Raw genomic sequence first — 19,873 nt, forward strand, 5'->3', positions numbered from 1 at the left:
GCGCGGTCGCGCGCGGGGGGCCCCCCCCCCCCCTCTTGCCGTCTTTCCCTCCGGCGCCCCCGGGGCCCCCCCACTACCGGTGTGATGCGCCGCACGGCCACCGGTGCCTTCGTCACGCACCCCGCAGCCACCCATGGGGTGGCTCTACCCTGAAGCGGATCAGCGCTTCGCCATTTCTTCTTCAATCTCATCGGCACTGCGTGCCAGTGCAGCGGTGAGCACCTGATGGCCGTCCTCGGTGATCAGCACGTCATCTTCGGTACGGATGCCGATACCGCGCCAGCGCGCTTCCACGCTGCGGTCGTCCGGTGAGACATACAGGCCCGGCTCGATCGTGAACACCATGCCCGGCTCCAGCATCCGCGAATCCCCGGCCAGCCGGTAATCGCCGACGTCGTGCACGTCCAGACCGAGCCAGTGCCCGGTCTTGTGCCGGTAGAACCGCTGGTAATGCGCTTCGGCGATGTTCTCTTCCAGCGTGCCCTTGAGCAGGCCCAGCCGCAGCAGGCCGTCGGTCAGGGTTTCCACGGCGGCCAGATGGCCGGCTTCGTACGCATTGCCCGGGCGGGCCTGGGCCAGCGCGGCCGCCTGCGCCGCACCGACCAGGTCATGCAGCGCGCGCTGCTCGGCACTGAAGCGGCCGTTGACCGGGAAGGTACGGGTGATGTCACTGGCGTAGCCGCGGTACTCGGCACCGGCATCGATCAGGACCAGATCGCCATCGTGCGCGCGCGCGTTGTTGTCGCGGTAATGCAGGATGCAGCCGTTGGCACCGGCGCCGACGATGCTGCTGTAGGCCGCACACGCATCATTGGCACGGAACACACGCTCCAGATCGGCCTGCAGTTCGTACTCGTGGATGCCCGGCCGCGCCACGTGCATCGCGGCACGGTGGGCCTGCACGCTGATGTCGGCGGCGCGCTGCATGACGGCGATTTCCGCGGTCGATTTGAACAGCCGCTGCTCGTGCAGCAGGTGGCCCAGCTCAAGGAATTCATGCGGCGGCTGCGCGCCATGCCGCACCTGCGAGCGTACCCGGTTGACCCAGCCGATCAGCTTGAGATCGAACTCGGCATCGCGACCGAAGTGGTAGTACACCCGCGAGCGCCCTTCCAGCAGGCCGGGCAGGATGTCGTCCAGATCGTCGATCGGGTAGGCGTCATCCATGCCGTACTGCGACACCGCACCTTCCTGGCCAGCGCGCGCGCCATCCCAGGCTTCGCGGTCCGCATCGCGCTCGCGGCAGAACAGGATCACCTCGCCATGGCGGCGGCCCGGGATCAGCACCAGCACGGCCTCCGGTTCCGGGAAGCCGCTCAGGTACCAGAAATCCGAGTCCTGGCGGAACGGATAATGCGTATCCAGGCTGCGCACGCGCTCGGATGCAGCCGGCAGCACCAGGATGGCGTCATCGCCGGCCATCTCCATCAACTGCTGGCGGCGGCGGGTGTATTCGGCGGAGGAGATGCCGGTCAGCTGCCGGATATCCATCTCAGTTCAGGCGCTGCCGGTGGCGCGCGGCCATGACACAGTCACCGTGCAGCAGCAGCACCGCCACGCGGATGAACTCCTCGATCTCGGCCAGCGCGTCTTCGTCATCGTCGTTGCCGCTTTCGAAGTCTTCGCTGGAGGCCTGGGCCAGCTTGGCCAGATCGGTCAGGGCTTCATCGCCCTCTTCGGACAACGCCGGCCGGTTCTGGCCCGAGCCCAGCCCGAAGCCGCCCAGGAACGCGCGCGCCCAGGTGAACAGGGCATCGGCCTGCGCGGCGGTATCGCTGGCATCGCTCAGCAGCAGTTCGAAAGCGAAATCGCGGTCCTCCATCTGCGCCACGCTGGCATCGAGCAGGCGCGCCAGGGCGTCACCTTCGGCCGGGGTCGGCAGGTTGTCATCGGCCAGGACGCGGGCCGGCCATTCACGCACCGGCGCACCACCGGCGGACAGCCAGCCGCACAGGCCGCCGTGCAGTTCAGCGGCGCTGGCGCCCAGGCCCAGGGCCTGGCTGGCCTGGTTTACGTCGTCGACACTCGGGAGTTCGGTCATCTTGGGGCTACGGTTTGTGAGCGCCACAGTGTAGCAATCCACCTGTGTCCACCGGGTTGCCATGGCCCGCCCGAGGCCCTGCCCCGGCACCGGTGGGCCGACGGCCGGCAGGCCCCGTCATTATTCGCTTGACCGCCCCGTCCGCCCTTGCCTATGGTGCCGGACATGGAACCCGCCGACGCCATCGCCCAATTGCAGGCCTTCGCCGCCCGCGTGGAGGCGTTGCTTGAGCGCAACCAGCGTCTGGCCGACGAGAACCGCAGCCTGCGCCATCAGCAGGAACAGCTGGTGGCCGAGCGCTCCCAGCTGCTGGCCAAGAACGAGCAGGCCCGCTCCCGGGTCGAAGCGATGATCACCCGCCTCAAGTCCCTGGAGCAGCACACATGAGCCAGACCGAACCGGTCAGTGTCCGCATCCTGGATCGTGAATACACGGTGGGGGTGGGGGCCGAGGAACGCGAGAGCCTGACCGCCGCCGCCCGGCTGCTGGATGCCAAGATGCGCGAGATCCGCGGCAGCAACCGGATGGCTGCGGTCGACCGGGTCGCAGTGCTGGCCGCCCTGAACCTGGCCCACGAGCTGCAGCAGCTGCGTGATGAGCACGCCCGGCAGGCCATTGCCCTGCAGCAGACGCTGAGCGATCTCAATCGCCGCCTGGATCGGGCGTTCGACAACGCGGGTTGATCCACGCGACCGGTTCCACGCGGTGGTCGATTGCACAAGTGCATCGCATGGTCTTCATCGATCTGAATTGAAGTGCAATTCGACCGACGAACGGACTGGCCGAATCGCACAAGAGGGCTATAATCCTCGTTGCGTTCTCTGCTGTGAACGACGGCGTGTGCAAACATTCGCCTTGTCCCTTAATTACGACCACGGGTGCGCGACGGCGCCGGGAGTGCAAGTCCGCCTTGTAGCGGGAAGCCCGATGGAACCCCAGCGTACCCACTTGAACCCCGGGTTCAAGGTCGTTTCGCATGCATCGTCACGGCGGAGAATGCAATATTCCAGCAAGAGCGGCGTTCCCTTGGGACGTCGCTCTTGTTTTATCCGCTTCCCCCGCACGCTCCGGACCCAGGCATGACCGACCCGCGCTCCGCACTGCGCCAGCAGCTGCGCCAACGCCGCCGTGATCTCCCCGCCGCCGTGCGCCTGGCCGCCGCCGAACACCTGGCCGATGGCCTGCTCGCCCTTCCTTTCGCGCCCACGCAGGGCCATGTCGCCGGCTACTGGGCGATGGATGGGGAAATCGCGCTGCACCGCTGGCAGATGCAGTTGCCCGCCGGCCTGACCTACTGCCTGCCGGTCCTGCACGAGAAGACGCTGCGCTTCGCGCCCTGGCGCCCGGGGCAGGCACTGACCACCAACCGCTTCGGCATCCCCGAACCCGATCTCGCGCTGGACGACACGCTCGCACCGGAGCAGATGGCGCTGGTCGTGGCGCCGCTGGTTGGTTTCGACGCACAGGGCCGGCGGCTGGGCATGGGAGGCGGCTGGTATGATCGCAGCTTCGCATTCCGCCACCAGCGCCCGGCGCCGCCGTGGCTGGTCGGGGTGGGCTTCTCGGTCCAGCAGGTCGATGACCTGCCGGTGCACCCCTGGGACGTCGCGGTGGATGCGATCTGCACCGACATCTCCACCCACGTCTGCGTACCGACCAACGGTCGGCACCTACCGTAATCAAAGACTCCGCATGACCGCACGCAAGCGCTACTGGCTGATGAAGTCCGAACCGGACGCTTTTTCCATCGATGATCTGCAGCGCGTGGGCCGGGAGCCCTGGAACGGCGTGCGCAACTACCAGGCGCGCAACTTCATGCGCGATGGCATGAAGGTCGGCGACGGGGTGATGTTCTACCACTCCAACACCAAGGTGCCGGGCATCGTCGGGCTGGCCACGGTGGCCAGCGAGGCCTATCCGGACGACACCCAGTTCGATCCCGGATCGGACTATTACGACGCCAAGGCGACCCGCGAAGAACCGCGCTGGATGCTGGTGGACGTGGCCTTCGAACGCAAACTGCGCGACACCATTTCGCTGGATGAGATCAAGCTGCACGCCGATGCGCTGGGCGAAGGATTCCCGCTGACCGCGCGCGGCAACCGTCTCTCGATCCTCCCGGTGACCGCTGCGCAGTGGAAGCTGCTGCTGTCGCTGGAAAAGCACTGACCCCTTTCCTCCAAGAGTTGCCCGCCATGTCCGAAGCCAAGCGCCTGGCCGCTGAAAAAGCCATTGAATACGTCGAAGACGGCATGATCGTGGGGGTCGGCACCGGTTCCACCGTGGCCTACTTCATCGATGCCCTGGCCAAGATCCAGCACCGCATCAAGGGCGCCGTGTCCAGCTCGGACCAGAGCACCGCGCGCCTGAAGCAGCACGGCATCGAGGTGCTCGAGCTCAACCACACCGGCAACCTGTCGCTGTATGTGGACGGGGCCGACGAGTGCGACGGCAACAAGAACCTGATCAAGGGCGGCGGCGCCGCGCTGACCCGCGAGAAGATCATCGCCGAGGCCAGCGAGCGCTTCGTGTGCATCATCGACCCGAGCAAGCAGGTCAAGGTGCTGGGCAGGTTCCCGCTGCCGGTGGAAGTGATCCCGATGGCCCGCAGCCTGGTCGCCCGCCGCATCATGGACATGACCGGCGGCCAGCCGGCCTGGCGCGAGGGCGTGGTCACCGACAACGGCAACGTGATCCTGGACATCCACCACCTGGAGATCACCGATCCGGTCAAGCTGGAGCGCGAGCTCAACCAGCTGCCGGGCGTGGTCAGCGTCGGCCTGTTCGCGCGCCGCCCGGCCGATGTGGTGATCATCGGCGGTGAGCCGCCGATCGTGATCTGACCCCGTGGCCGACCTGTGCGCCGGCCACCCCAACGAGGTACGCCCATGTCCCTGTTGCGCCTGCTGCCCCTGCTCCTGCTGTTCACCCTGACCGGCTGCGCCAGCACCAACGCCCGCCACTGGGTGGAGCTGGACGGCAACCGTTACCACGTTGAACTGGCCACCAATGACGACACCCGCGCCCGCGGGCTGATGTTCCGCGACCAGATGCCCGAGGACCACGGCATGCTGTTCATCCACGAACGCGAAGAACTGCAGGCGTACTGGATGAAGAACACCAAGATCGCGCTGGACATCCTGTACTTCGATGCGCAGCGCCGCCTGGTCAGCCAGCAGCGCGATGTGCCGCCGTGTTCGGCCGGCGATCGTTGCCCGCCCTACCCCAGCAGCGAACCGGCCCGCTACGTGCTGGAACTCAACGCCGGGCAGGCCGAAAAGATGGCGCTCAAGGACGGCACCGAACTCACGTTCGGCCCCGGCATCGCCGACGGCAAGTAAAAGGGCACCGATAAACGCGCCGCGCCCTTGAATCGCGGCGCGTTTGTCGCCAGTCTTGTCCCATGCAGGGGCAGATCACATTGCCGACGTGGGACTCACTGGCCGAGCTGGATGACGAGGCGCTGCCGCTGTTGCCGACGGCGTTGCTGATCGCCCGGGACGAATACCCGGATCTGGACCCCGCCGTCTACGACGCGGTCCTGCAGAGTCACGCCGACCACCTGCGCACCGAGATCGCCACGATCGACATGTGGCCGCTGAAGATCGCCGCGGTCAACCGCCACCTGTTCGACGAGCTGGGCTACAGCGGCGACCACGGCGAGTACTACGACCCACGCAACAGCTATCTGAACCAGGTCTTCGAACGCCGCCTGGGCAATCCGATTTCGCTGGCGCTGGTGCAGATGGAAGTCTCGCGCCGGCTCGGCATCCCGCTGGACGGGGTGTCCTTCCCGGGGCACTTCCTGGTGCGCCTGCCACTCAACGACGGCGTGCTGGTGATGGACCCGTTCAACGGCGGCCGACCACTGGGCGTGGAGGAACTGCGCGAACGCGCACGCTCACACCTGGGCGGTGAAGTGCCCGACGACGACGTGCTCGCGCAGATCCTGGACCCGGCCCCGGCACGCGCGATCCTGATGCGGATGCTGCGCAACCTGCACGGCGTGTACGTGGAACGCGGCGAATGGGACCGCGCCGCGCGCAGTGCCGACCGCCTGCTGAAGCTGGCGCCCGAGCAGGACGACGCCCTGCGTGACCGCGGCATGGCCTACCTGCAGCTGGATTACGAGGCCGGCGCGCGCAGCGACCTGGGGCTGTATCTCAAGCGCAATGCCAAGGCCAGCGATGCCCAGTTCGTGCGTGAGAAGCTGGTCGGCCTCGGTGGCGTGGTGCCGCGTCTGCACTGACGGCGCCGCGACACGGCGGCTGGCTGGTGTCTCAGTCGACTTCGACCATCTCGAAATCATCCTTGGTCACGCCGCAGTCCGGGCACGTCCAGGTATCGGGAATGTCGTCCCAGCGCGTGCCCGGGGCGATGCCCTCTTCCGGCAGCCCGTCCTCTTCCCGGTACAGGAAGCCGCAGACAACGCACATCCAGGTGCGGAAGGTGGTGGCGGTTGCGTCGGTCATCGGATAATCACGGCAGGACAAGAGCTGACAGCGTTCATTGTCCCACTCCCGTTGCGCTACCGGTAGCCATTGATGAATCACGCTTCAGCCCCCACGCCGCCCCGCGGCGTCTACCTCATCACCCCCGACGAGCCCGATACCGCACGACTGCTGGCGCGCACCGCGCCGCTGCTGGCGGCTGGGGCCACCTGGCTGCAGTACCGCAACAAGACCGCCGATGCCGCCCTGCGCCTGCGGCAGGCGACCGCGCTGCAGGCGCTGTGCGGGCAGCACGGCGTGCCATTGATCATCAATGACGACCCGGCGCTGGCCCATGCCGTGGGCGCCGCTGGCGTGCACCTGGGCGGCACCGACGGCGACATCGGCGCGGCGCGTGCCCTGTTGGGGCCCGACGCCATCATCGGCGCGTCCTGCTACGACCAGCTGGCCAATGCCGCGCGTGCCGTGGCCGAAGGCGCCAGCTATGTGGCCTTCGGCGCGTTCTTCCCCACCACCACCAAGGTCACCGCCAGCCGTGCCACGCCGGACCTGCTGCGGCAAAGCGCCGCACTGGGCGTGCCGCGGGTGGCGATCGGCGGGCTCAGCCCGGACAATGTGGGTCCCATCATCGCGGCCGGTGCCGACCTGGTGGCCGTGGTCAGCGGCATTTTCGCCGCCCCCGACCCGGTTGCCGCCCAGCGCGCCTTCCTCGCCCAGTTTCCGTAAGACCCAGGACACTCCATGAACCACGACCAGTCCCACGCCCTGTTCACCCGCGCCCAGAAGCTTCTGCCGGGTGGCGTCAACTCGCCGGTGCGCGCGTTCAAGTCGGTCGGCGGCGAGCCGTTCTTCGTCAAGCGCGCCGATGGCCCCTATCTGTATGACGTGGACGACAACCGCTACATCGATTACGTCGGCTCCTGGGGCCCGATGATCGTCGGCCACAACCACACCGCCGTGCGCCAGGCGGTCAAGCAGGCGATCGGCAACGGCCTGTCCTTCGGCGCGCCGTGCGAAGCCGAAGTGACCATGGCCGAAACACTGACCCGGCTGGTGCCGTCCTGCGAGATGGTGCGCATGGTGAACTCGGGCACCGAGGCCACCCTGTCGGCGATCCGGCTGGCACGCGGTGCCACCGGCCGCAGCCGCATCGTCAAGTTCGAAGGCTGCTACCACGGCCATGGCGACTCGTTCCTGGTCAAGGCCGGCAGCGGCATGCTGACCTTGGGCGTGCCGACCTCGCCAGGCGTCCCGGCCGGGCTGAGCGAACTCACCCTGACCCTACCCTACAATGACTTCGAGGCCGCCACGGCGCTGTTCGCCGAACAGGGCGAGCACATCGCCGGGCTGATCATCGAGCCGGTGGTCGGCAACGCCAACTGCATCCCGCCGCGCGAGGGCTACCTGCAGCACCTGCGCGCACTGTGCACGCAGTACGGCACGGTGCTGATCTTCGATGAAGTGATGACCGGCTTCCGCGTGGCCCTCGGTGGCGCGCAGGCGCATTACGGCGTCACCCCGGACCTGACCACCTTCGGCAAGATCATCGGCGGCGGCATGCCGGTGGGTGCGTACGGTGGCCGCCGCGAGCTGATGTCGCAGATTTCCCCGGCTGGCCCGATCTACCAGGCGGGCACGCTGAGCGGCAATCCGGTGGCCATGGCAGCCGGCCTGGCGATGCTGGAACTGGTGCAGGAACCGGGCTTCCATGATCGCCTGAGTGCTTCGGCCGCGCGCCTGTGCGCGGGGCTGGAAGCAGCGGCGGCCGATGCAGGCGTGGCAGTGACCACCACCCAGGTCGGCGCGATGTTCGGCCTGTTTTTCACTGACCAGAAGGTGGAGACCTACGCGCAGGCGACCGCGTGCGACATCACCGCGTTCAACACCTTCTTCCACGCGATGCTGGAGCGCGGCGTGTTCCTGGCCCCGTCCGCATACGAAGCCGGCTTCCTGTCCAGCGCCCATGACGACAGCATCATCGATGCGACGCTCGAAGCCGCGCGCGAAGCCTTCAAGGTCGTCAAGGGCTGATAGAACGCGGTAGGTGACGACCGTTGGTCGTCACGGTGTGCGTACCGATCATCCCGGGTAGGTGACGACCGTTGGTCGTCACGGTGTGCGTACCGATCATCCCGGGTAGGTGACGACCGTTGGTCGTCACGGCGTCTACCGACCAATGGTCGGTAGCTACCGGCCGTTTTCGGCGCTCAGCCGAACAGAAAACGGCCTTTCATCATCGCGAAATGGCCGGGGAACGAGCAGAAGAAGGTGTAGTCGCCGCCCTTGGTCAGCTTGGCGGTGGAGAAGGTGACGCTGGTACTTTGTCCCCCGCCGATCACCGGCGTGTGCGCCAGCACGCGTGCATCGCCCTTGGGCAGGTAGCTGTCGGCCAACGTGGTGCGCATGCCGGCCATCGCCACCGGCTGGTAATCCGCGGCGCGGGTCAGTACCCAGTTGTGGCCCATCGCGGTCGCGGCGAGCTTGCCGGTGTGGCGCAGGGTCAGCTTCACCTGGGTGCAGTCCGCGGCAACCTTGAGTTCCTTCTGGCTGAAGCTCATCTGGTCGGTACTGTCGATGGCGATCGCGCAGACACGCGCATGGGCGGCCGGGGCCAGCATCAGGCCGGCAAGCAACACGGGGGCAAGCAGTTTCAAGGCGATCTCCATCAGGCAGTCCCCGCGATTCTAGTGACCGCCCGTGCAGGCGACGTGCGACGCGATGTCGCAGCGCAGGCACTGGGTGGGTTACGGTCAGCACTGGATCTGGACGAGACGGCCCCATGCCGCATGTGATCGAGTGCCTGCTGCTGGATTTCGATGGCGTGCTGGTGCGCTATGCGCGGCACCTGCGTGTGCGCCATCTGGCCGCGAGCGTCGGCTGCAGTGCGGCGCAGGTGCAGGCGGCGCTGTTCGACACTGGGCTGGAGCGCGCCTACGACAGCGGCATGGCCACGGACGCCTACCTGCAGCGACTGGGTGATGCACTGCAGACCACGATCAGCATCGCGCAGTGGCAGGCCGCGCGCATCGCCGCGTGCGCACCGCAAACAGGGGTGATCGAACGCGTGGCGCGGATCGCGCAGGCACTGCCGATCGGCATCCTGACCAACAACGGCGCGCTGATGGCGCAGACGATTCCACAGCTTGTTCCCACCCTGGCCGATGCCCTGCACGGCCGCATCCTGTGCAGCGGTGCGCTGGGCGGGCGCAAGCCGGATCCGGCGATATTCGCCAAGGCGGTGACGCTGCTGGGGGCGCGCGCCGAGCGCACGCTGTTCATCGATGACCTGTTCGTCAACGTGCGCGGGGCTCGGCTGGCCGGTCTGCCGGCCGAGACCGCGACGGACAGCCGCGCGTTCGGCAAGGTCATCAAGCGGTACGCCCTGGGTTAGAGCCGACCAACGGTCGGCTCTACCGCGCCACAACAACAGCAGCCGACCAACGGTCGGCTCTACCGCGACGCGATGAACGACTGCACGGCCGCGCGCAGACGCTTCAGGCCTTCGGCGATTTCCTCATCGGTGATGTTCAGCGACGGCACGAAGCGCAGCACTTCCGGCCCGGCCTGCAGGGTCAGCAGGCCGTGTTCGGCGGCGTGGTCGAGGATGGGACCGGCCTGGCCGGCAAAATCCTTGTCCAGCACCGCGCCCAGCATCAGCCCGCGACCGCGGACCTGGCTGAACACCTTGAACTCGTCGTTGATCTTGCCCAGGCCATCGCGCAGCGCCTGCGACTGACGGCTCACGTTGTGCGCGATCTCCGGCGAGGACAGCTTGCGCAGCGCCACCCGGGCGACGGCGGCGGCCAGCGGATTGCCACCGAAGGTGGTGCCGTGCGCGCCAAACTGCATCACCTCGGCCACCTTCGGGCCGGCCAGCATCGCGCCGATCGGGAAGCCGCCGCCCAGCGCCTTGGCCAGGGTGACGATGTCCGGTTTGATGTTGTCCTGCCAATGCGCGAACAAGGTGCCGGTGCGGCCCATGCCGGCCTGGATCTCATCCAGCACCAGCAGCGCGTTGTGCTGGTCGCACAGCTCGCGCACGCGCTGCAGGAAGCCCGGCTTGGCCGGCATCACGCCGCCCTCGCCCTGGATCGGCTCCAGCATCACCGCCGCGACATCGCCGGCGGCCATCGCGGTTTCCAGCTGGACCTCGTCATTGAAGTCGACATAGCGGAAGCCACCGGGCAGCGGCTCGTAGCCTTCCTGGTACTTCGGCTGGGCAGTGGCGGTCACCGCGGCCAGGGTGCGGCCATGGAAGCTGCCGCGGAAGGTCACGATCACGCGCTGATGCGCCGGCCGGCCCAGCGAGGAGGCCCACTTGCGGACCAGCTTGATCGCCACTTCATTGGCTTCGGCGCCGGAGTTGCACAGGAACACGCGCTCGGCGAAGCGCGAGGCGGTGACCAGTTCTTCGGCCAGGCGCAGCGGCGGCTCGCTGTAGAACACGTTGCTGGTATGCCACAACTTGCTGGCCTGCTCGATCAGCGCGGCCTTCAGGTCCGGATCGTTGTGGCCCAGGCCACACACCGCGATGCCGGCGGCCAGATCGATGAATTCACGGCCCTGGTTGTCCCAGACGCGCGCGCCCTGGCCACGTTCGAGCACCACCTGGCGCGGTTTGTAGACCGGCAGGTAGTAATGCGACAGGGACAACAGCGGATCGGTGGCAGCGGCAGTCATGGCAGTCAACGGCTCAGGAAAGATCCCATTCTCGCGCTTTGGGCCGGTGGGGCACAATGCGCCCCATGCGACCGTTCACTGCCCCCCAGCTCAACCCCGCCACCGAATCCGGCTGGCGCCGCCAGTGGTTCGACATCATCTACCGCCACGACACCCGGCCCTCGCGCAATTTCGACCTGCTGCTGGTCTACGCGATCGTCGCCAGCGTGGTGGTGGTCATGTTCGACAGCGTGCAGCGCTTCCATGCGGCCTATGCCGACGGGCTCTACGTGCTCGAATGGGGCTTCACGATCCTGTTCACCGCCGAGTACCTGTTGCGGCTGGTGGTGGTCAAACGCCCGCTGCGCTACGCATTCAGCATCTGGGGCATCATCGATCTGGCCTCGATCCTGCCGACCTACCTGTCGCTGTTCATTCCCGGCGCGCAGAGCCTGCTGGTGGTGCGCGCGCTGCGCATCCTGCGGGTGTTCCGGATCCTCAAGCTGACCCGCTACATCGAAGAAAGCGGCGTGCTGATGGAGTCACTGTGGCGCAGCCGGCGCAAGGTGCTGCTGTTCCTGTTCACGGTCATCACCATCACCATCATCGCCGGCACCATGATGTACGTGATCGAAGGCCCCAACCACGGCTTCACCAGCATCCCCAGCAGCATGTACTGGGCGGTGGTGACCATGGCCACGGTGGGCTTCGGTGACATCGTGCCGCAGACCGTGCTGGGCCGCTTCGTCACCTCGGTGCTGATCCTGATCGGCTACAGCATCATCGCCGTACCCACCGGCATCTACACCGCCGAACTGGCCAATACCATGCGCGATGCCGAGCATGCCGCGCGCCGGGATGCGCGCGGCTGCCCGCACTGCGGGCTGGAAGGCCACGAACCGGATGCCGTGCATTGCCGACACTGCGGCGAGAAACTGCCCCCGGTCTTCAACGTCTGATCAACGCGGGGCGGGCCGCCTGGCAGCCGGCCCCGCGTTCGCTCAGCGTGCGCCGCTGGTCTGGGCCAGGCGGTTGCTCATGTCGACCAGGTCGTTGTAGCTGACCAGCAACGCTTCGGCCGAGCCCTGCGGGTTGTTGATCCGGCCGCCGCTCTCGATCAGCATCTGCTCGCTGCGGGTGTAGGGCGTCCTGGATTCCACGCGCTCGATGCGACGGCCGGCATCGCGGGCCAGCGCATCGGCCGCACGCTCCACGTGCCCCCACATCGCATCGCCCTTGCCGACCTTGTCCTCCTGCGCCTGCTGCAGCAGCGCCTGGAACGCGGTGAGCTGGGTGCGGGCCACGGCCAGATCGGGCGTCTCGCTGTTGAGCAGCTGGGTCAGCTGCTTGCCGTCGCCGAGGATCTTGATCTGGTAGTACGCCATCGAGCGGCCTTCGGAGGCTTCAATCTCCTTGAGCTGTTCGGCACGGCGTTCGTCTTCGCGCTTTTCCAGTGCGGCATCCAGTGCGGTACCTGCATCGAAGAACGCCATATAGGCCTTCATCAACGGCGCATGCTGGGCGCGCATGCCGGCATGGTCATCGCGCAGGTAGTCCTCGCGGCTGTAGTAACGGTCGGCCTGCTCGATCAGGGCGTACAGGTCGACGAACGTCTTCTGGTAAGCGCTTGCCGCCGGATCCAGCTCGGGCTCCGCCGGCGTCATCGCCAGCGCCGCCACCATCGGGGCATTGCATGCCTCCACGCGATGCGACAGCACCGTACCTGGCCCACGCACCTTTTTCTCGTTGCCGGTCGGGCCGGCCTCGGGGTCCTGCATCCAGCCGATGTACTGCTGGAAACCTTCGTGGATCGGCTGTTCAACGGCGTTGAAGCAGGCGATGTAGGCGTTCACCTTCTCCACGCCCTGGGTATCGGCGACGCTGCCCGGCCCCTTGCTGCAGGCGCCGAGCAGGCTGATCAATGCGATGGCGGCGGCGAGCGGCGCGGTCCGTGTGCGAGATGACATGCGAGTGTCCATACCAATTGGGGGGACGCACCATAGCAGCCCAGTGTGTGCAGCTGTTGTCATCGCGCGCAGCGAACGCGCGTCACTCCAGGAACAGGTCCGGCATCAACGGGCGCGATGGATCGACGGCGTAGCCGCTCAGATCGGTGATGCCCGCCTGCGCCAACACCTCGTCATCGAGCAGGAACTGTCCGCTGAAACCGGCCGCCTCACGGCACAGCACCGCGTGCGCGGCGTCGGCCAGAATCGCCGGCGTGCGGCAGCCACGGATGTCCACGCCGGGAATCATGTTGATCGCATCGGTAGCGATCACCGTGCGCGGCCACAACGCGTTGACGGCCACGCCCTGCGGGCCGAACTCGGCCGCCAGGCCGAGGGTGACGAAGCTCATCCCCATCTTGGCCAGCGTGTAACCGGTATGCGGGCCCCACCACTTCGGGTCCAGCGTCGGCGGCGGCGCCAGCGTGAGGATGTGCGGGTTGGGCGCCTGCAGCAGATGCGGCAGGCAGGCCTGCGCGCACAGGAAGCTGCCGCGCGAATTGACCTGCTGCATCAGGTCAAAGCGTTTCATCGGCGTGTCCAGCGTGCCGCGCAGCCAGATCGCGCTGGCGTTGTTGATCAGGATGTCGATGCCACCGAAGGTATCCACGGTGGCAGCGACGGCCGCGCGCACCTGGTCTTCTTCGCGGATGTCGCACTTCAGTGCCAGCCCCTGCCCGCCTGCGGCGGTCACCGCCTCGGCGGCACTGTGAATGGTGCCGGGCAGCTTCGGATTGGGCACCGAGGACTTGGCCGCGATCGCGATGTTGGCGCCGTCGCGTGCCGCACGCAGCGCAATGGCCAGGCCGATGCCGCGCGAGGCGCCGGTGATGAACAGGGTCTTGCCTTGCAGACTGGCCATGCGCGGAATTCCTTGGATGCGGGTGCAGTGAATCCGCATTATGCCGCCCCGGCACACGCCGGATTCATGCGCCGCGCCGATACTGGGCGTTCACGTTCTGCATGGAATGAGCGACATGACGGCGATCCGCCTTCCCCTGACCGCGTTGGCCCTGGTGCTGGCCCTTGGCGCCTGCCAACCCGCTGGCGATCCTGCCGCCTCCGCGACGCAGAACGCAGCTACCGTCCCGGGCACCGCCGGGGGCACCTCCCCGTTCGGCGAAGCGGCGATCTGGGACGGCGAGGTCGATGCCTGCCGTGGCCAGGCACCGGTCGCCGATGATTGCCTGTCCAAGGCGATGCAGGCCGCCAAGGCCAGCCCGCAGGCGATCGCCGCCGCCCATCAACTGGGGGCGCAGGGCAATCCCGGCTACGTGAGCGCATGGCGGGACCAGGACGGCGTGGGCATCGCCACCATCGAATACCCGTTCCGTGCCAACACCAATGAAGGCACGCTGCTGGTCGACAGCGCCGGGCACACGGTGGATGTGGATGCGGACGTGCTGCCGGAAATGTCGCGCGCCGATGCCACCGTCAAACCGTTCCTGGATGCACACCCGGATGCCTCACCGTTTGCCCCGGCCGAAGCCAGCGGCAGCGAAGCACTGCCCAACGGCGGCGTGCGCCTGATCTACAGCACGCCGCTGCGCACCTGCCATGCGTGTGCAGAGGATGGGGTGCTGCGGGTCGCCTACGATTTCGATGCGCAACGCCGCTTCGCCGGCAAGCAGATCCTCGATCTGCGCTGATCAGCTGCGCGTGGTCAGCGTCTGCCGGGCGCTCGCCCGGTCATTGCGGCGCGTGCGCGCTGCCTGCGCTCACGGCTTGGGACCCTGCCCTTCGTTGTCTTCCCAGTGCAGGATCTTTCGCGTGACAAAGCGATAGACCGGCTTGCCGGTGCGGAACCAGAGATCACGCACCCACGAGGTGCGCTTGAGCAGCCGCTTTTCCACCGGGGTCAGCGACTGCCGGCAGTACATGCGCTTGTGCTTGAGCAGATGGCGCAGGTCCTCGCGGGCCAGCAGGCGCATCCAGCGTGAGCGCGGGTTGCCGATCACCGCCAGCTGGAAATCGATCAGGGCCGGCGAGCCGTCTTCGCGCACCAGCCAGTTGGCCTCCTTGGCCAGGTCGTTGTGTGCGATGCCGTGGCGATGCACCTGCTGCAGCAGACGTCGGGCCGCGCGGAAGTAGGCCAGGTCGCCACGCGGCGGACGCTGGTACATGGCATCTCCGTCCATGAAGCTGCGGTCCAGCCAGCGCCCGTTCCAGCGCAGCAGCCGCGGCGTGGCCGGCATGCCATCCAGATGCGCCAGCGCGCGTGCCTCGCGCCGGGCCAGCCACCACGCCGGTACCCGCAACCACCACGGCGTTGCCTCCAGGTCACGGCGCACGAAGCGCTGGCCATCCTCTTCCATCAGCAGGATGCGGCCAAAGCTGTCGGCTTTGAGGGCGGTCGGGGCGGGATCGGCAGGGCGTGTCATGCCGCCATTCTAGGCGGGTGATCGCGTTCATTCACTGCAGATGCCGCACATTCCCGGCGTCTGGCGGGCAGTCAGTCACTTTGCCCCCCCTATAATCCCCCGATGGACTCGTCATGGATCGATGCCACGCTTGCGTGGATCTCAGCTCACCCCGTGCTTGCCGGCGCGGTCATTTTCCTCATTGCCTTCTGCGATGCGGTCATCGTGCTGGGCGCGATCGTGCCCGCGTTGCCGCTGTTGTTCGCGGTCGGGGTGTTCATCGGCCTGGGCCAGATCTCCGGGCCGTATGCCGTGGCCTGCGCGGCGTTGGGCGCATTCGCCGGTGACGGCATCAGCTACTGGGTAGGCCGGCGCTGGGGCGATCGGCTGCGGGGCTTCTGGCCCTTCAGCAAATACCCGCAGCTGCTCGATCGCGGCGAGACGATGTTCCGCCGCAATGCCTTCAAGAGCATCCTGGTGGCGCGTTATGTCGGCGCGATCCGCCCGTTCGTGCCGGCCATCGCCGGCATGATGAAGATGCCGTTGTCGCGCTATATCCAGGCCAGCGGCATCGCCAGCCTGTCCTGGGCCGTCCTGTTCCTGGCGCCCGGCTGGGTGCTGGGCGAGGCCTACGACGCGGTCGCCGCGGTCGCCGGCCGGTTGGTGATGGTGCTGGCCCTGCTCGGCGTGATCATGGGCCTGGTGTGGGCGATCGTGCTGTATGGCTACCGCTGGTCGGCCTCGCGCATGGACAGCTGGCTGGCCAGTCTGCTGGCCTGGTCGCAGCGTCACCCGACGCTGGGCCGTTACTCGGTCGCCGTGTTCGACCCGCAGCGCCGCGAGTCGGTGCCGCTGGCGATGCTGGCGGTGATGTTGCTGCTGCTCGGCTGGGGCTGGTTCGTGCTGTTGATGGCGGTGGTCGCCCACGGCGAGCCGTTGATGGTCGATCTGGCCGTGCACCACGCGATGCTGGCATTGCGCAATCCGCTGGCCGATTACCCGATGGCCGCGCTGGCCTCGCTGGGCGCCTGGCAGGTCCTGCTGCCGGCCACCGCGGCAGGCATGGGCTACCTGGTCTGGCGCCGGCGCTGGATGGCGGCCGCGCACTGGCTGGCCGCGCTCGCCTTCGGGCTGGCGCTGTGCAAGCTGCTCGGTGCGACGGTGGACGTGGTCCGCCCGCCGGATGCGAGCAGCGGCTTCGGCTTCCCGTCCGTGTCGGTGACGATGGCCACGATCACCTTCGGCTTCTTCGCCGTGCTGATCGCCCGTGAACTGCCGGGGCGCACCCGCGTATGGCCCTACCTGCTGTCGGGCATCATCGTCAGCCTGATCGGCTTCGCCCGCATCTACCTCGGCGCGCATTGGCTGAGCGATGTGATCGGCGGCATGCTGTTCGGCCTGTTCTGGCTGCTGGTGCTGGGCATCGCCTACCGCCGCCGGTTCAACCGCTCGTTCTGGGTCAAGCCGGTGGCATGGCTGTTCTACGGCACCTTCGCCATCGCCGCGCTCTGGTATGCCCCACGCAACATCCCGGTGAAACTGGCGCGCTTCGAGCCTGCCCAGCCGACCCCGGCGCCGCTGGATGCCCAGGCCTGGTGGACGACCGAATGGCAGCACCTGCCCTCGCGTCGCAATGAGTTCGACGACGATCAGCGCTGGCCGCTGGATGTGCAGGTGGCCGGTCCGTTGGCGCCGCTGCAGCGCCGGCTGGAAAGCCAGGGCTGGCGCGTGCAGCCCCAGGCGGGCTGGGAGCAGGCGTTGTTGATGCTCGACAAGTCCTCCGACAAGGACAAGGTGCCGGTACTGCCGGCCACGCTGGATACCCAGGTCGAATCGCTGCTGATGCTGCGGGCTGGCAATGCGCCCAATGAGATCTTCGCGCTGCGCCTGTGGCCGGCACCGGCACGCCTGGCGGCGCCGGACAATGAACCGCTGTGGCTGGGCAGTGCGCAGACGCTGCATTACCAGCAGCACTTCAAGCTGATCGGGATGTGGCGGCCGATGCGTGGCATCGACCCGTCGCTCAATGCGGTCCGCCAGGCACTGGACGGGCTGCCGCTGCAGGTCGATACCCATCCAGACACCGAGATGCCGGTGCTGCGCGTGCGCATGCCACCGGCCGAGTGATGCAGCGCCGGAGCTACCCGGCCGAGGGGGCGTAACGCGGGGGGAACCGCGCGTTACGGCATCCAGTCCAGCAGCGCCTGCAGGCGCTGGTGCGGGTCATCGTGTTGCAGCAGTTGCAGGCGTTGCGCATCCTGCAGCGGCAGCAGTTCGGCCAGGCGCCAGCCAACCCAGCTGGCCTGCTCCATCTGCGCCGGGCTGACCGGTGCGAAGGCCGCGCCGGCCTGCTCGATGATGTGCTCCAGCACGGTGGCCATCAGCGCGTGTTCGGGCTGCAGTTCATCGTCACTGTCGGCGGCGCACCAGGTCACTTCGGCAATGATCAGCCCGTTGTCGCGCACGCGGGTGTGATCCCCATGGAAGCGGCGCTGGCCGCGCAGGCGCAGCACCAGAACACCATCGGCGCCCACGTCGAAATCCTCGATCCGCGCCTCAACCCCGTAGGCGGCCGGCAATGCCGGCGCACCGACCTCCTCACCGTCCAGGATCAGGCACACCCCGAAGGCAGTCCCCGCACGACTGCATTCGCGCAGCATGTCCAGGTAGCGGCGTTCGAACACCCGCAGGCCGAGCGCCGCGCCGGGCAGCAGCACGGTGTGCAGCGGGAACAGGGGCAGTGAAGCGGTGTCGGTCATGGCCCGCGTCCCTCAGGGGTGCTGCAGCTGCGCCAGGAAGCGGCGCGGGGCCCCGTCGAAACCGCCGTTGGACATGAACACCACATGGTCACCCGGCGCTGCGATCGCGCCCAGCTGAGCCAGCAGCGCATCCGTATCGGGCACGGCATGGGCCTCACCCCGGACGGCGGCGATCACGCTCGCCGCATCCCAGGCCAGTTCCGGGCGATGCAGGAACACCACCGCGTCGGCACCGTCCAGCGAGGGCGCCAGCGCCTGTGCGTGTGCCCCCAGCCGCATCGAATTGCTGCGCGGCTCCATGGCCACCACGATGCGGGCATCGCCCACCTTGGCGCGCAGGCCTTCGAGGGTGGTACGGATCGCGGTGGGGTGATGCGCGAAATCGTCGTAGAGGGTGATGTCGCGTGCCTGGCCGATCACTTCCATCCGGCGCTTGACGCTGCGGAACGCGGCCAGCGCCGGGATCACGGTGGCCAGCTCGACGCCGACCGCATGCGCGGCAGCCAGGGCGGCCAGCCCGTTGAGGACATTGTGGCGGCCGAGCAGCGACCAGCGCACCTCACCGACCCGCTCGCCGCGATGGTGCACGACGAACACACTGCCGTCGGCCTCCACCAGCTCGGCATGCCATTCCAGCGAAGGATCGAAACCGAAGCGCTCCACCGGGGTCCAGCAGCCCATCGCCAGCACGTCGGCGAGATAGGCATCTTCGCCGTTGACGATCAGGCGCCCACGCGCGGGCACGGTGCGGATCAGGTGGTGGAACTGGCGCTGGATCGCGGCCACGTCCGGGAAGATATCGGCGTGGTCGTATTCGAGGTTGTTGAGGATCGCCACCAGCGGCCGGTAGTGCACGAACTTGCTGCGCTTGTCGAAGAACGCGGTGTCGTACTCATCGGCCTCGACCACGAACTCACGGCCGCTGCCCACACGCGCGGAGACGCCGAAATCCTCGGCCACGCCACCGATCAGGAAGCCGGGTTCACGCCCGGCGCTGTGCAGCAGCCAGGTGAGGATGGTGGTGGTGGTGGTCTTGCCGTGGGTGCCGGCGACCGCCAGGGTATCGCGGCCCGGCAGCACCTGCTCGGACAGCCACTGGGCGCCGGAGATGTAGCGTTGGCCTGCATCCAGCACCGCTTCCACGGCGGGGTTGCCACGCGACAGCGCATTGCCGATCACCACCTCGTCGCAGTCCGGCGCCACGCTGTCGGCGCGGTAGCCCGGATCCAGGGCGATGCCCAGCCGTTCGAGCTGGGTGGACATCGGGGGGTAGATCGCCTGATCGCTGCCGCGGACCGTATGGCCCTTCTCGCGCGCCAGTGCGGCCACGCCGCCCATGAAAGTGCCTGCAATGCCAAGAATGTGGATCGTGCTCATGCGTACGATTGTCGCCGATCGCCACCGTCGATGGAGATCGCCGTCAGACAACTCCTAGTCGACTATCAGAAAAATCCAGCGCGGTGTCGGGGAATTCCCGATAGCGCCATACTGTGAAGACGGACACAATTCTATTGGCCAGCCGCAGTACCCCATTGGTCCTACTCCCCAAGAGGCCATCCCCAGGGGGGCTCATGCTGCGGGGCTCTGAGCAAGCCCG

23 protein-coding genes and 1 other RNA gene are annotated in these 19,873 nt (G+C 67.5%); 14 read left to right on the forward strand and 10 right to left on the reverse strand.

The window, feature by feature from the left end; genetic code table 11:
• Positions 1-159: 159 nt before the first annotated feature.
• Positions 160-1,485: an aminopeptidase P N-terminal domain-containing protein gene (locus tag ABE422_RS13410; RefSeq protein ID WP_346483180.1), complete on the reverse strand. Its 1,326-nt coding sequence runs from the start codon at positions 1,483-1,485 to the stop codon at positions 160-162.
• Positions 1,486-1,492: 7 nt separating this feature from the next.
• Positions 1,493-2,041, reverse strand: coding sequence for a UPF0149 family protein (locus tag ABE422_RS13415; protein WP_121039475.1), 549 nt, complete (start codon positions 2,039-2,041; stop codon positions 1,493-1,495).
• A 165-nt stretch (positions 2,042-2,206) separates the two neighbouring features.
• On the opposite strand from ABE422_RS13415, the gene ABE422_RS13420 reads away from it, so the two are divergent.
• The 8 genes from ABE422_RS13420 to ABE422_RS13455 all read left to right on the forward strand — a co-directional run bounded on the left by ABE422_RS13420 (position 2,207) and on the right by ABE422_RS13455 (position 6,290).
• Positions 2,207-2,428 (forward strand): TIGR02449 family protein, encoded by a 222-nt coding sequence (locus tag ABE422_RS13420; protein ID WP_019183857.1) that lies wholly within the window; start codon positions 2,207-2,209, stop codon positions 2,426-2,428.
• On the forward strand, positions 2,425-2,724 hold the full coding sequence (locus ABE422_RS13425; protein ID WP_313213077.1) for a cell division protein ZapA: 300 nt from the start codon (positions 2,425-2,427) through the stop codon (positions 2,722-2,724). Before ABE422_RS13420 ends, ABE422_RS13425 begins: the two co-directional genes overlap by 4 nt.
• Before the next feature lie 132 nt (positions 2,725-2,856).
• Positions 2,857-3,041: non-coding RNA, 6S RNA (gene ssrS / locus ABE422_RS13430), on the forward strand.
• 79 nt (positions 3,042-3,120) lie between these two features.
• Positions 3,121-3,720, forward strand: a complete 600-nt coding sequence (locus ABE422_RS13435) for a 5-formyltetrahydrofolate cyclo-ligase (RefSeq protein ID WP_313213075.1) — start codon at positions 3,121-3,123, stop codon at positions 3,718-3,720.
• A 13-nt stretch (positions 3,721-3,733) separates the two neighbouring features.
• Complete coding sequence (locus ABE422_RS13440; protein ID WP_313213073.1) at positions 3,734-4,210, forward strand: EVE domain-containing protein; 477 nt, start codon at positions 3,734-3,736, stop codon at positions 4,208-4,210.
• A gap of 26 nt (positions 4,211-4,236) precedes the next feature.
• Positions 4,237-4,884, forward strand: coding sequence for a ribose-5-phosphate isomerase RpiA (rpiA, locus tag ABE422_RS13445; RefSeq protein WP_346464634.1), 648 nt, complete (start codon positions 4,237-4,239; stop codon positions 4,882-4,884).
• A 45-nt stretch (positions 4,885-4,929) separates the two neighbouring features.
• Complete coding sequence (locus ABE422_RS13450; RefSeq protein ID WP_123730294.1) at positions 4,930-5,382, forward strand: DUF192 domain-containing protein; 453 nt, start codon at positions 4,930-4,932, stop codon at positions 5,380-5,382.
• A 62-nt stretch (positions 5,383-5,444) separates the two neighbouring features.
• Positions 5,445-6,290: a tetratricopeptide repeat protein gene (locus tag ABE422_RS13455; protein WP_123730293.1), complete on the forward strand. Its 846-nt coding sequence runs from the start codon at positions 5,445-5,447 to the stop codon at positions 6,288-6,290.
• Positions 6,291-6,321: 31 nt separating this feature from the next.
• Here ABE422_RS13455 and ABE422_RS13460 read toward each other — a convergent pair whose 3' ends face one another.
• On the reverse strand, positions 6,322-6,513 hold the full coding sequence (locus ABE422_RS13460; RefSeq protein ID WP_313209192.1) for a rubredoxin: 192 nt from the start codon (positions 6,511-6,513) through the stop codon (positions 6,322-6,324).
• A 72-nt stretch (positions 6,514-6,585) separates the two neighbouring features.
• Here ABE422_RS13460 and thiE point away from each other — a divergent pair, with 72 nt between their 5' ends.
• Positions 6,586-7,218: a thiamine phosphate synthase gene (gene thiE / locus ABE422_RS13465; RefSeq protein WP_346483140.1), complete on the forward strand. Its 633-nt coding sequence runs from the start codon at positions 6,586-6,588 to the stop codon at positions 7,216-7,218.
• A 15-nt stretch (positions 7,219-7,233) separates the two neighbouring features.
• On the forward strand, positions 7,234-8,523 hold the full coding sequence (hemL, locus tag ABE422_RS13470; RefSeq protein WP_313209190.1) for a glutamate-1-semialdehyde 2,1-aminomutase: 1,290 nt from the start codon (positions 7,234-7,236) through the stop codon (positions 8,521-8,523).
• 176 nt (positions 8,524-8,699) lie between these two features.
• Here hemL and azu read toward each other — a convergent pair whose 3' ends face one another.
• Positions 8,700-9,158: an azurin gene (gene azu / locus ABE422_RS13475; RefSeq protein ID WP_346483141.1), complete on the reverse strand. Its 459-nt coding sequence runs from the start codon at positions 9,156-9,158 to the stop codon at positions 8,700-8,702.
• A gap of 113 nt (positions 9,159-9,271) precedes the next feature.
• On the opposite strand from azu, the gene ABE422_RS13480 reads away from it, so the two are divergent.
• Positions 9,272-9,883, forward strand: a complete 612-nt coding sequence (locus ABE422_RS13480; RefSeq protein ID WP_346464632.1) for an HAD-IA family hydrolase — start codon at positions 9,272-9,274, stop codon at positions 9,881-9,883.
• A gap of 59 nt (positions 9,884-9,942) precedes the next feature.
• On the opposite strand, the gene ABE422_RS13485 is transcribed toward ABE422_RS13480, so the two are convergent.
• Positions 9,943-11,172, reverse strand: coding sequence for an acetylornithine transaminase (locus ABE422_RS13485; RefSeq protein WP_346483142.1), 1,230 nt, complete (start codon positions 11,170-11,172; stop codon positions 9,943-9,945).
• 65 nt (positions 11,173-11,237) lie between these two features.
• On the opposite strand from ABE422_RS13485, the gene ABE422_RS13490 reads away from it, so the two are divergent.
• Positions 11,238-12,110: an ion transporter gene (locus ABE422_RS13490; RefSeq protein ID WP_313209186.1), complete on the forward strand. Its 873-nt coding sequence runs from the start codon at positions 11,238-11,240 to the stop codon at positions 12,108-12,110.
• Between the two features lie 42 nt (positions 12,111-12,152).
• Here the strand turns inward: ABE422_RS13490 and ABE422_RS13495 are convergent, their stop codons facing one another.
• Both ABE422_RS13495 and ABE422_RS13500 read right to left on the reverse strand, forming a co-directional pair.
• Positions 12,153-13,118, reverse strand: a complete 966-nt coding sequence (locus tag ABE422_RS13495; protein ID WP_313209185.1) for a YiiG family protein — start codon at positions 13,116-13,118, stop codon at positions 12,153-12,155.
• A gap of 82 nt (positions 13,119-13,200) precedes the next feature.
• Positions 13,201-14,019 (reverse strand): NAD(P)-dependent oxidoreductase, encoded by an 819-nt coding sequence (locus tag ABE422_RS13500; RefSeq protein WP_313209184.1) that lies wholly within the window; start codon positions 14,017-14,019, stop codon positions 13,201-13,203.
• Between the two features lie 115 nt (positions 14,020-14,134).
• Between ABE422_RS13500 and ABE422_RS13505 the strand changes: the two genes are divergently transcribed.
• Entirely contained in the window at positions 14,135-14,806 is a 672-nt protein-coding gene (locus tag ABE422_RS13505; protein ID WP_313209183.1) for a hypothetical protein, read from the forward strand.
• Between the two features lie 69 nt (positions 14,807-14,875).
• Here ABE422_RS13505 and ABE422_RS13510 read toward each other — a convergent pair whose 3' ends face one another.
• The gene (locus ABE422_RS13510) at positions 14,876-15,538 is read right to left on the reverse strand and encodes a serine/threonine protein kinase (protein ID WP_346483143.1); all 663 of its coding nucleotides are present in this window, start codon (positions 15,536-15,538) and stop codon (positions 14,876-14,878) included.
• 102 nt (positions 15,539-15,640) lie between these two features.
• Here ABE422_RS13510 and ABE422_RS13515 point away from each other — a divergent pair, with 102 nt between their 5' ends.
• Positions 15,641-17,644, forward strand: coding sequence for a VTT domain-containing protein (locus ABE422_RS13515; protein ID WP_346483144.1), 2,004 nt, complete (start codon positions 15,641-15,643; stop codon positions 17,642-17,644).
• A 53-nt stretch (positions 17,645-17,697) separates the two neighbouring features.
• Here ABE422_RS13515 and ABE422_RS13520 read toward each other — a convergent pair whose 3' ends face one another.
• Both ABE422_RS13520 and mpl read right to left on the reverse strand, forming a co-directional pair.
• On the reverse strand, positions 17,698-18,276 hold the full coding sequence (locus ABE422_RS13520) for an LON peptidase substrate-binding domain-containing protein (protein WP_346483145.1): 579 nt from the start codon (positions 18,274-18,276) through the stop codon (positions 17,698-17,700).
• A 12-nt stretch (positions 18,277-18,288) separates the two neighbouring features.
• Positions 18,289-19,653 carry a UDP-N-acetylmuramate:L-alanyl-gamma-D-glutamyl-meso-diaminopimelate ligase gene (gene mpl, locus ABE422_RS13525; RefSeq protein ID WP_313209179.1) on the reverse strand — a complete coding sequence of 455 codons (1,365 nt, stop codon included), beginning with the start codon at positions 19,651-19,653 and terminating at the stop codon, positions 18,289-18,291.
• Positions 19,654-19,873 lie beyond the last annotated feature (220 nt).

It is taken from the genome of Stenotrophomonas sp. TWI1151 (assembly GCF_039673135.1).
Taxonomy (GTDB): domain Bacteria; phylum Pseudomonadota; class Gammaproteobacteria; order Xanthomonadales; family Xanthomonadaceae; genus Stenotrophomonas.

Coding starts and splice junctions, on each gene's coding strand:
- ABE422_RS13415 (WP_121039475.1), bottom strand. CDS start 2,041: ATGACCGAACTCCCGAGTGTCGACGACGTAAACCAGGCCAGCCAGGCC.
- ABE422_RS13420 (WP_019183857.1), top strand. CDS start 2,207: ATGGAACCCGCCGACGCCATCGCCCAATTGCAGGCCTTCGCCGCCCGC.
- ABE422_RS13425 (WP_313213077.1), top strand. CDS start 2,425: ATGAGCCAGACCGAACCGGTCAGTGTCCGCATCCTGGATCGTGAATAC.
- ABE422_RS13435 (WP_313213075.1), top strand. CDS start 3,121: ATGACCGACCCGCGCTCCGCACTGCGCCAGCAGCTGCGCCAACGCCGC.
- ABE422_RS13440 (WP_313213073.1), top strand. CDS start 3,734: ATGACCGCACGCAAGCGCTACTGGCTGATGAAGTCCGAACCGGACGCT.
- rpiA (WP_346464634.1), top strand. CDS start 4,237: ATGTCCGAAGCCAAGCGCCTGGCCGCTGAAAAAGCCATTGAATACGTC.
- ABE422_RS13450 (WP_123730294.1), top strand. CDS start 4,930: ATGTCCCTGTTGCGCCTGCTGCCCCTGCTCCTGCTGTTCACCCTGACC.
- ABE422_RS13455 (WP_123730293.1), top strand. CDS start 5,445: ATGCAGGGGCAGATCACATTGCCGACGTGGGACTCACTGGCCGAGCTG.
- ABE422_RS13460 (WP_313209192.1), bottom strand. CDS start 6,513: ATGACCGACGCAACCGCCACCACCTTCCGCACCTGGATGTGCGTTGTC.
- thiE (WP_346483140.1), top strand. CDS start 6,586: ATGAATCACGCTTCAGCCCCCACGCCGCCCCGCGGCGTCTACCTCATC.
- hemL (WP_313209190.1), top strand. CDS start 7,234: ATGAACCACGACCAGTCCCACGCCCTGTTCACCCGCGCCCAGAAGCTT.
- azu (WP_346483141.1), bottom strand. CDS start 9,158: ATGGAGATCGCCTTGAAACTGCTTGCCCCCGTGTTGCTTGCCGGCCTG.
- ABE422_RS13480 (WP_346464632.1), top strand. CDS start 9,272: ATGCCGCATGTGATCGAGTGCCTGCTGCTGGATTTCGATGGCGTGCTG.
- ABE422_RS13485 (WP_346483142.1), bottom strand. CDS start 11,172: ATGACTGCCGCTGCCACCGATCCGCTGTTGTCCCTGTCGCATTACTAC.
- ABE422_RS13490 (WP_313209186.1), top strand. CDS start 11,238: ATGCGACCGTTCACTGCCCCCCAGCTCAACCCCGCCACCGAATCCGGC.
- ABE422_RS13495 (WP_313209185.1), bottom strand. CDS start 13,118: ATGTCATCTCGCACACGGACCGCGCCGCTCGCCGCCGCCATCGCATTG.
- ABE422_RS13500 (WP_313209184.1), bottom strand. CDS start 14,019: ATGGCCAGTCTGCAAGGCAAGACCCTGTTCATCACCGGCGCCTCGCGC.
- ABE422_RS13505 (WP_313209183.1), top strand. CDS start 14,135: ATGACGGCGATCCGCCTTCCCCTGACCGCGTTGGCCCTGGTGCTGGCC.
- ABE422_RS13510 (WP_346483143.1), bottom strand. CDS start 15,538: ATGACACGCCCTGCCGATCCCGCCCCGACCGCCCTCAAAGCCGACAGC.
- ABE422_RS13515 (WP_346483144.1), top strand. CDS start 15,641: ATGGACTCGTCATGGATCGATGCCACGCTTGCGTGGATCTCAGCTCAC.
- ABE422_RS13520 (WP_346483145.1), bottom strand. CDS start 18,276: ATGACCGACACCGCTTCACTGCCCCTGTTCCCGCTGCACACCGTGCTG.
- mpl (WP_313209179.1), bottom strand. CDS start 19,653: ATGAGCACGATCCACATTCTTGGCATTGCAGGCACTTTCATGGGCGGC.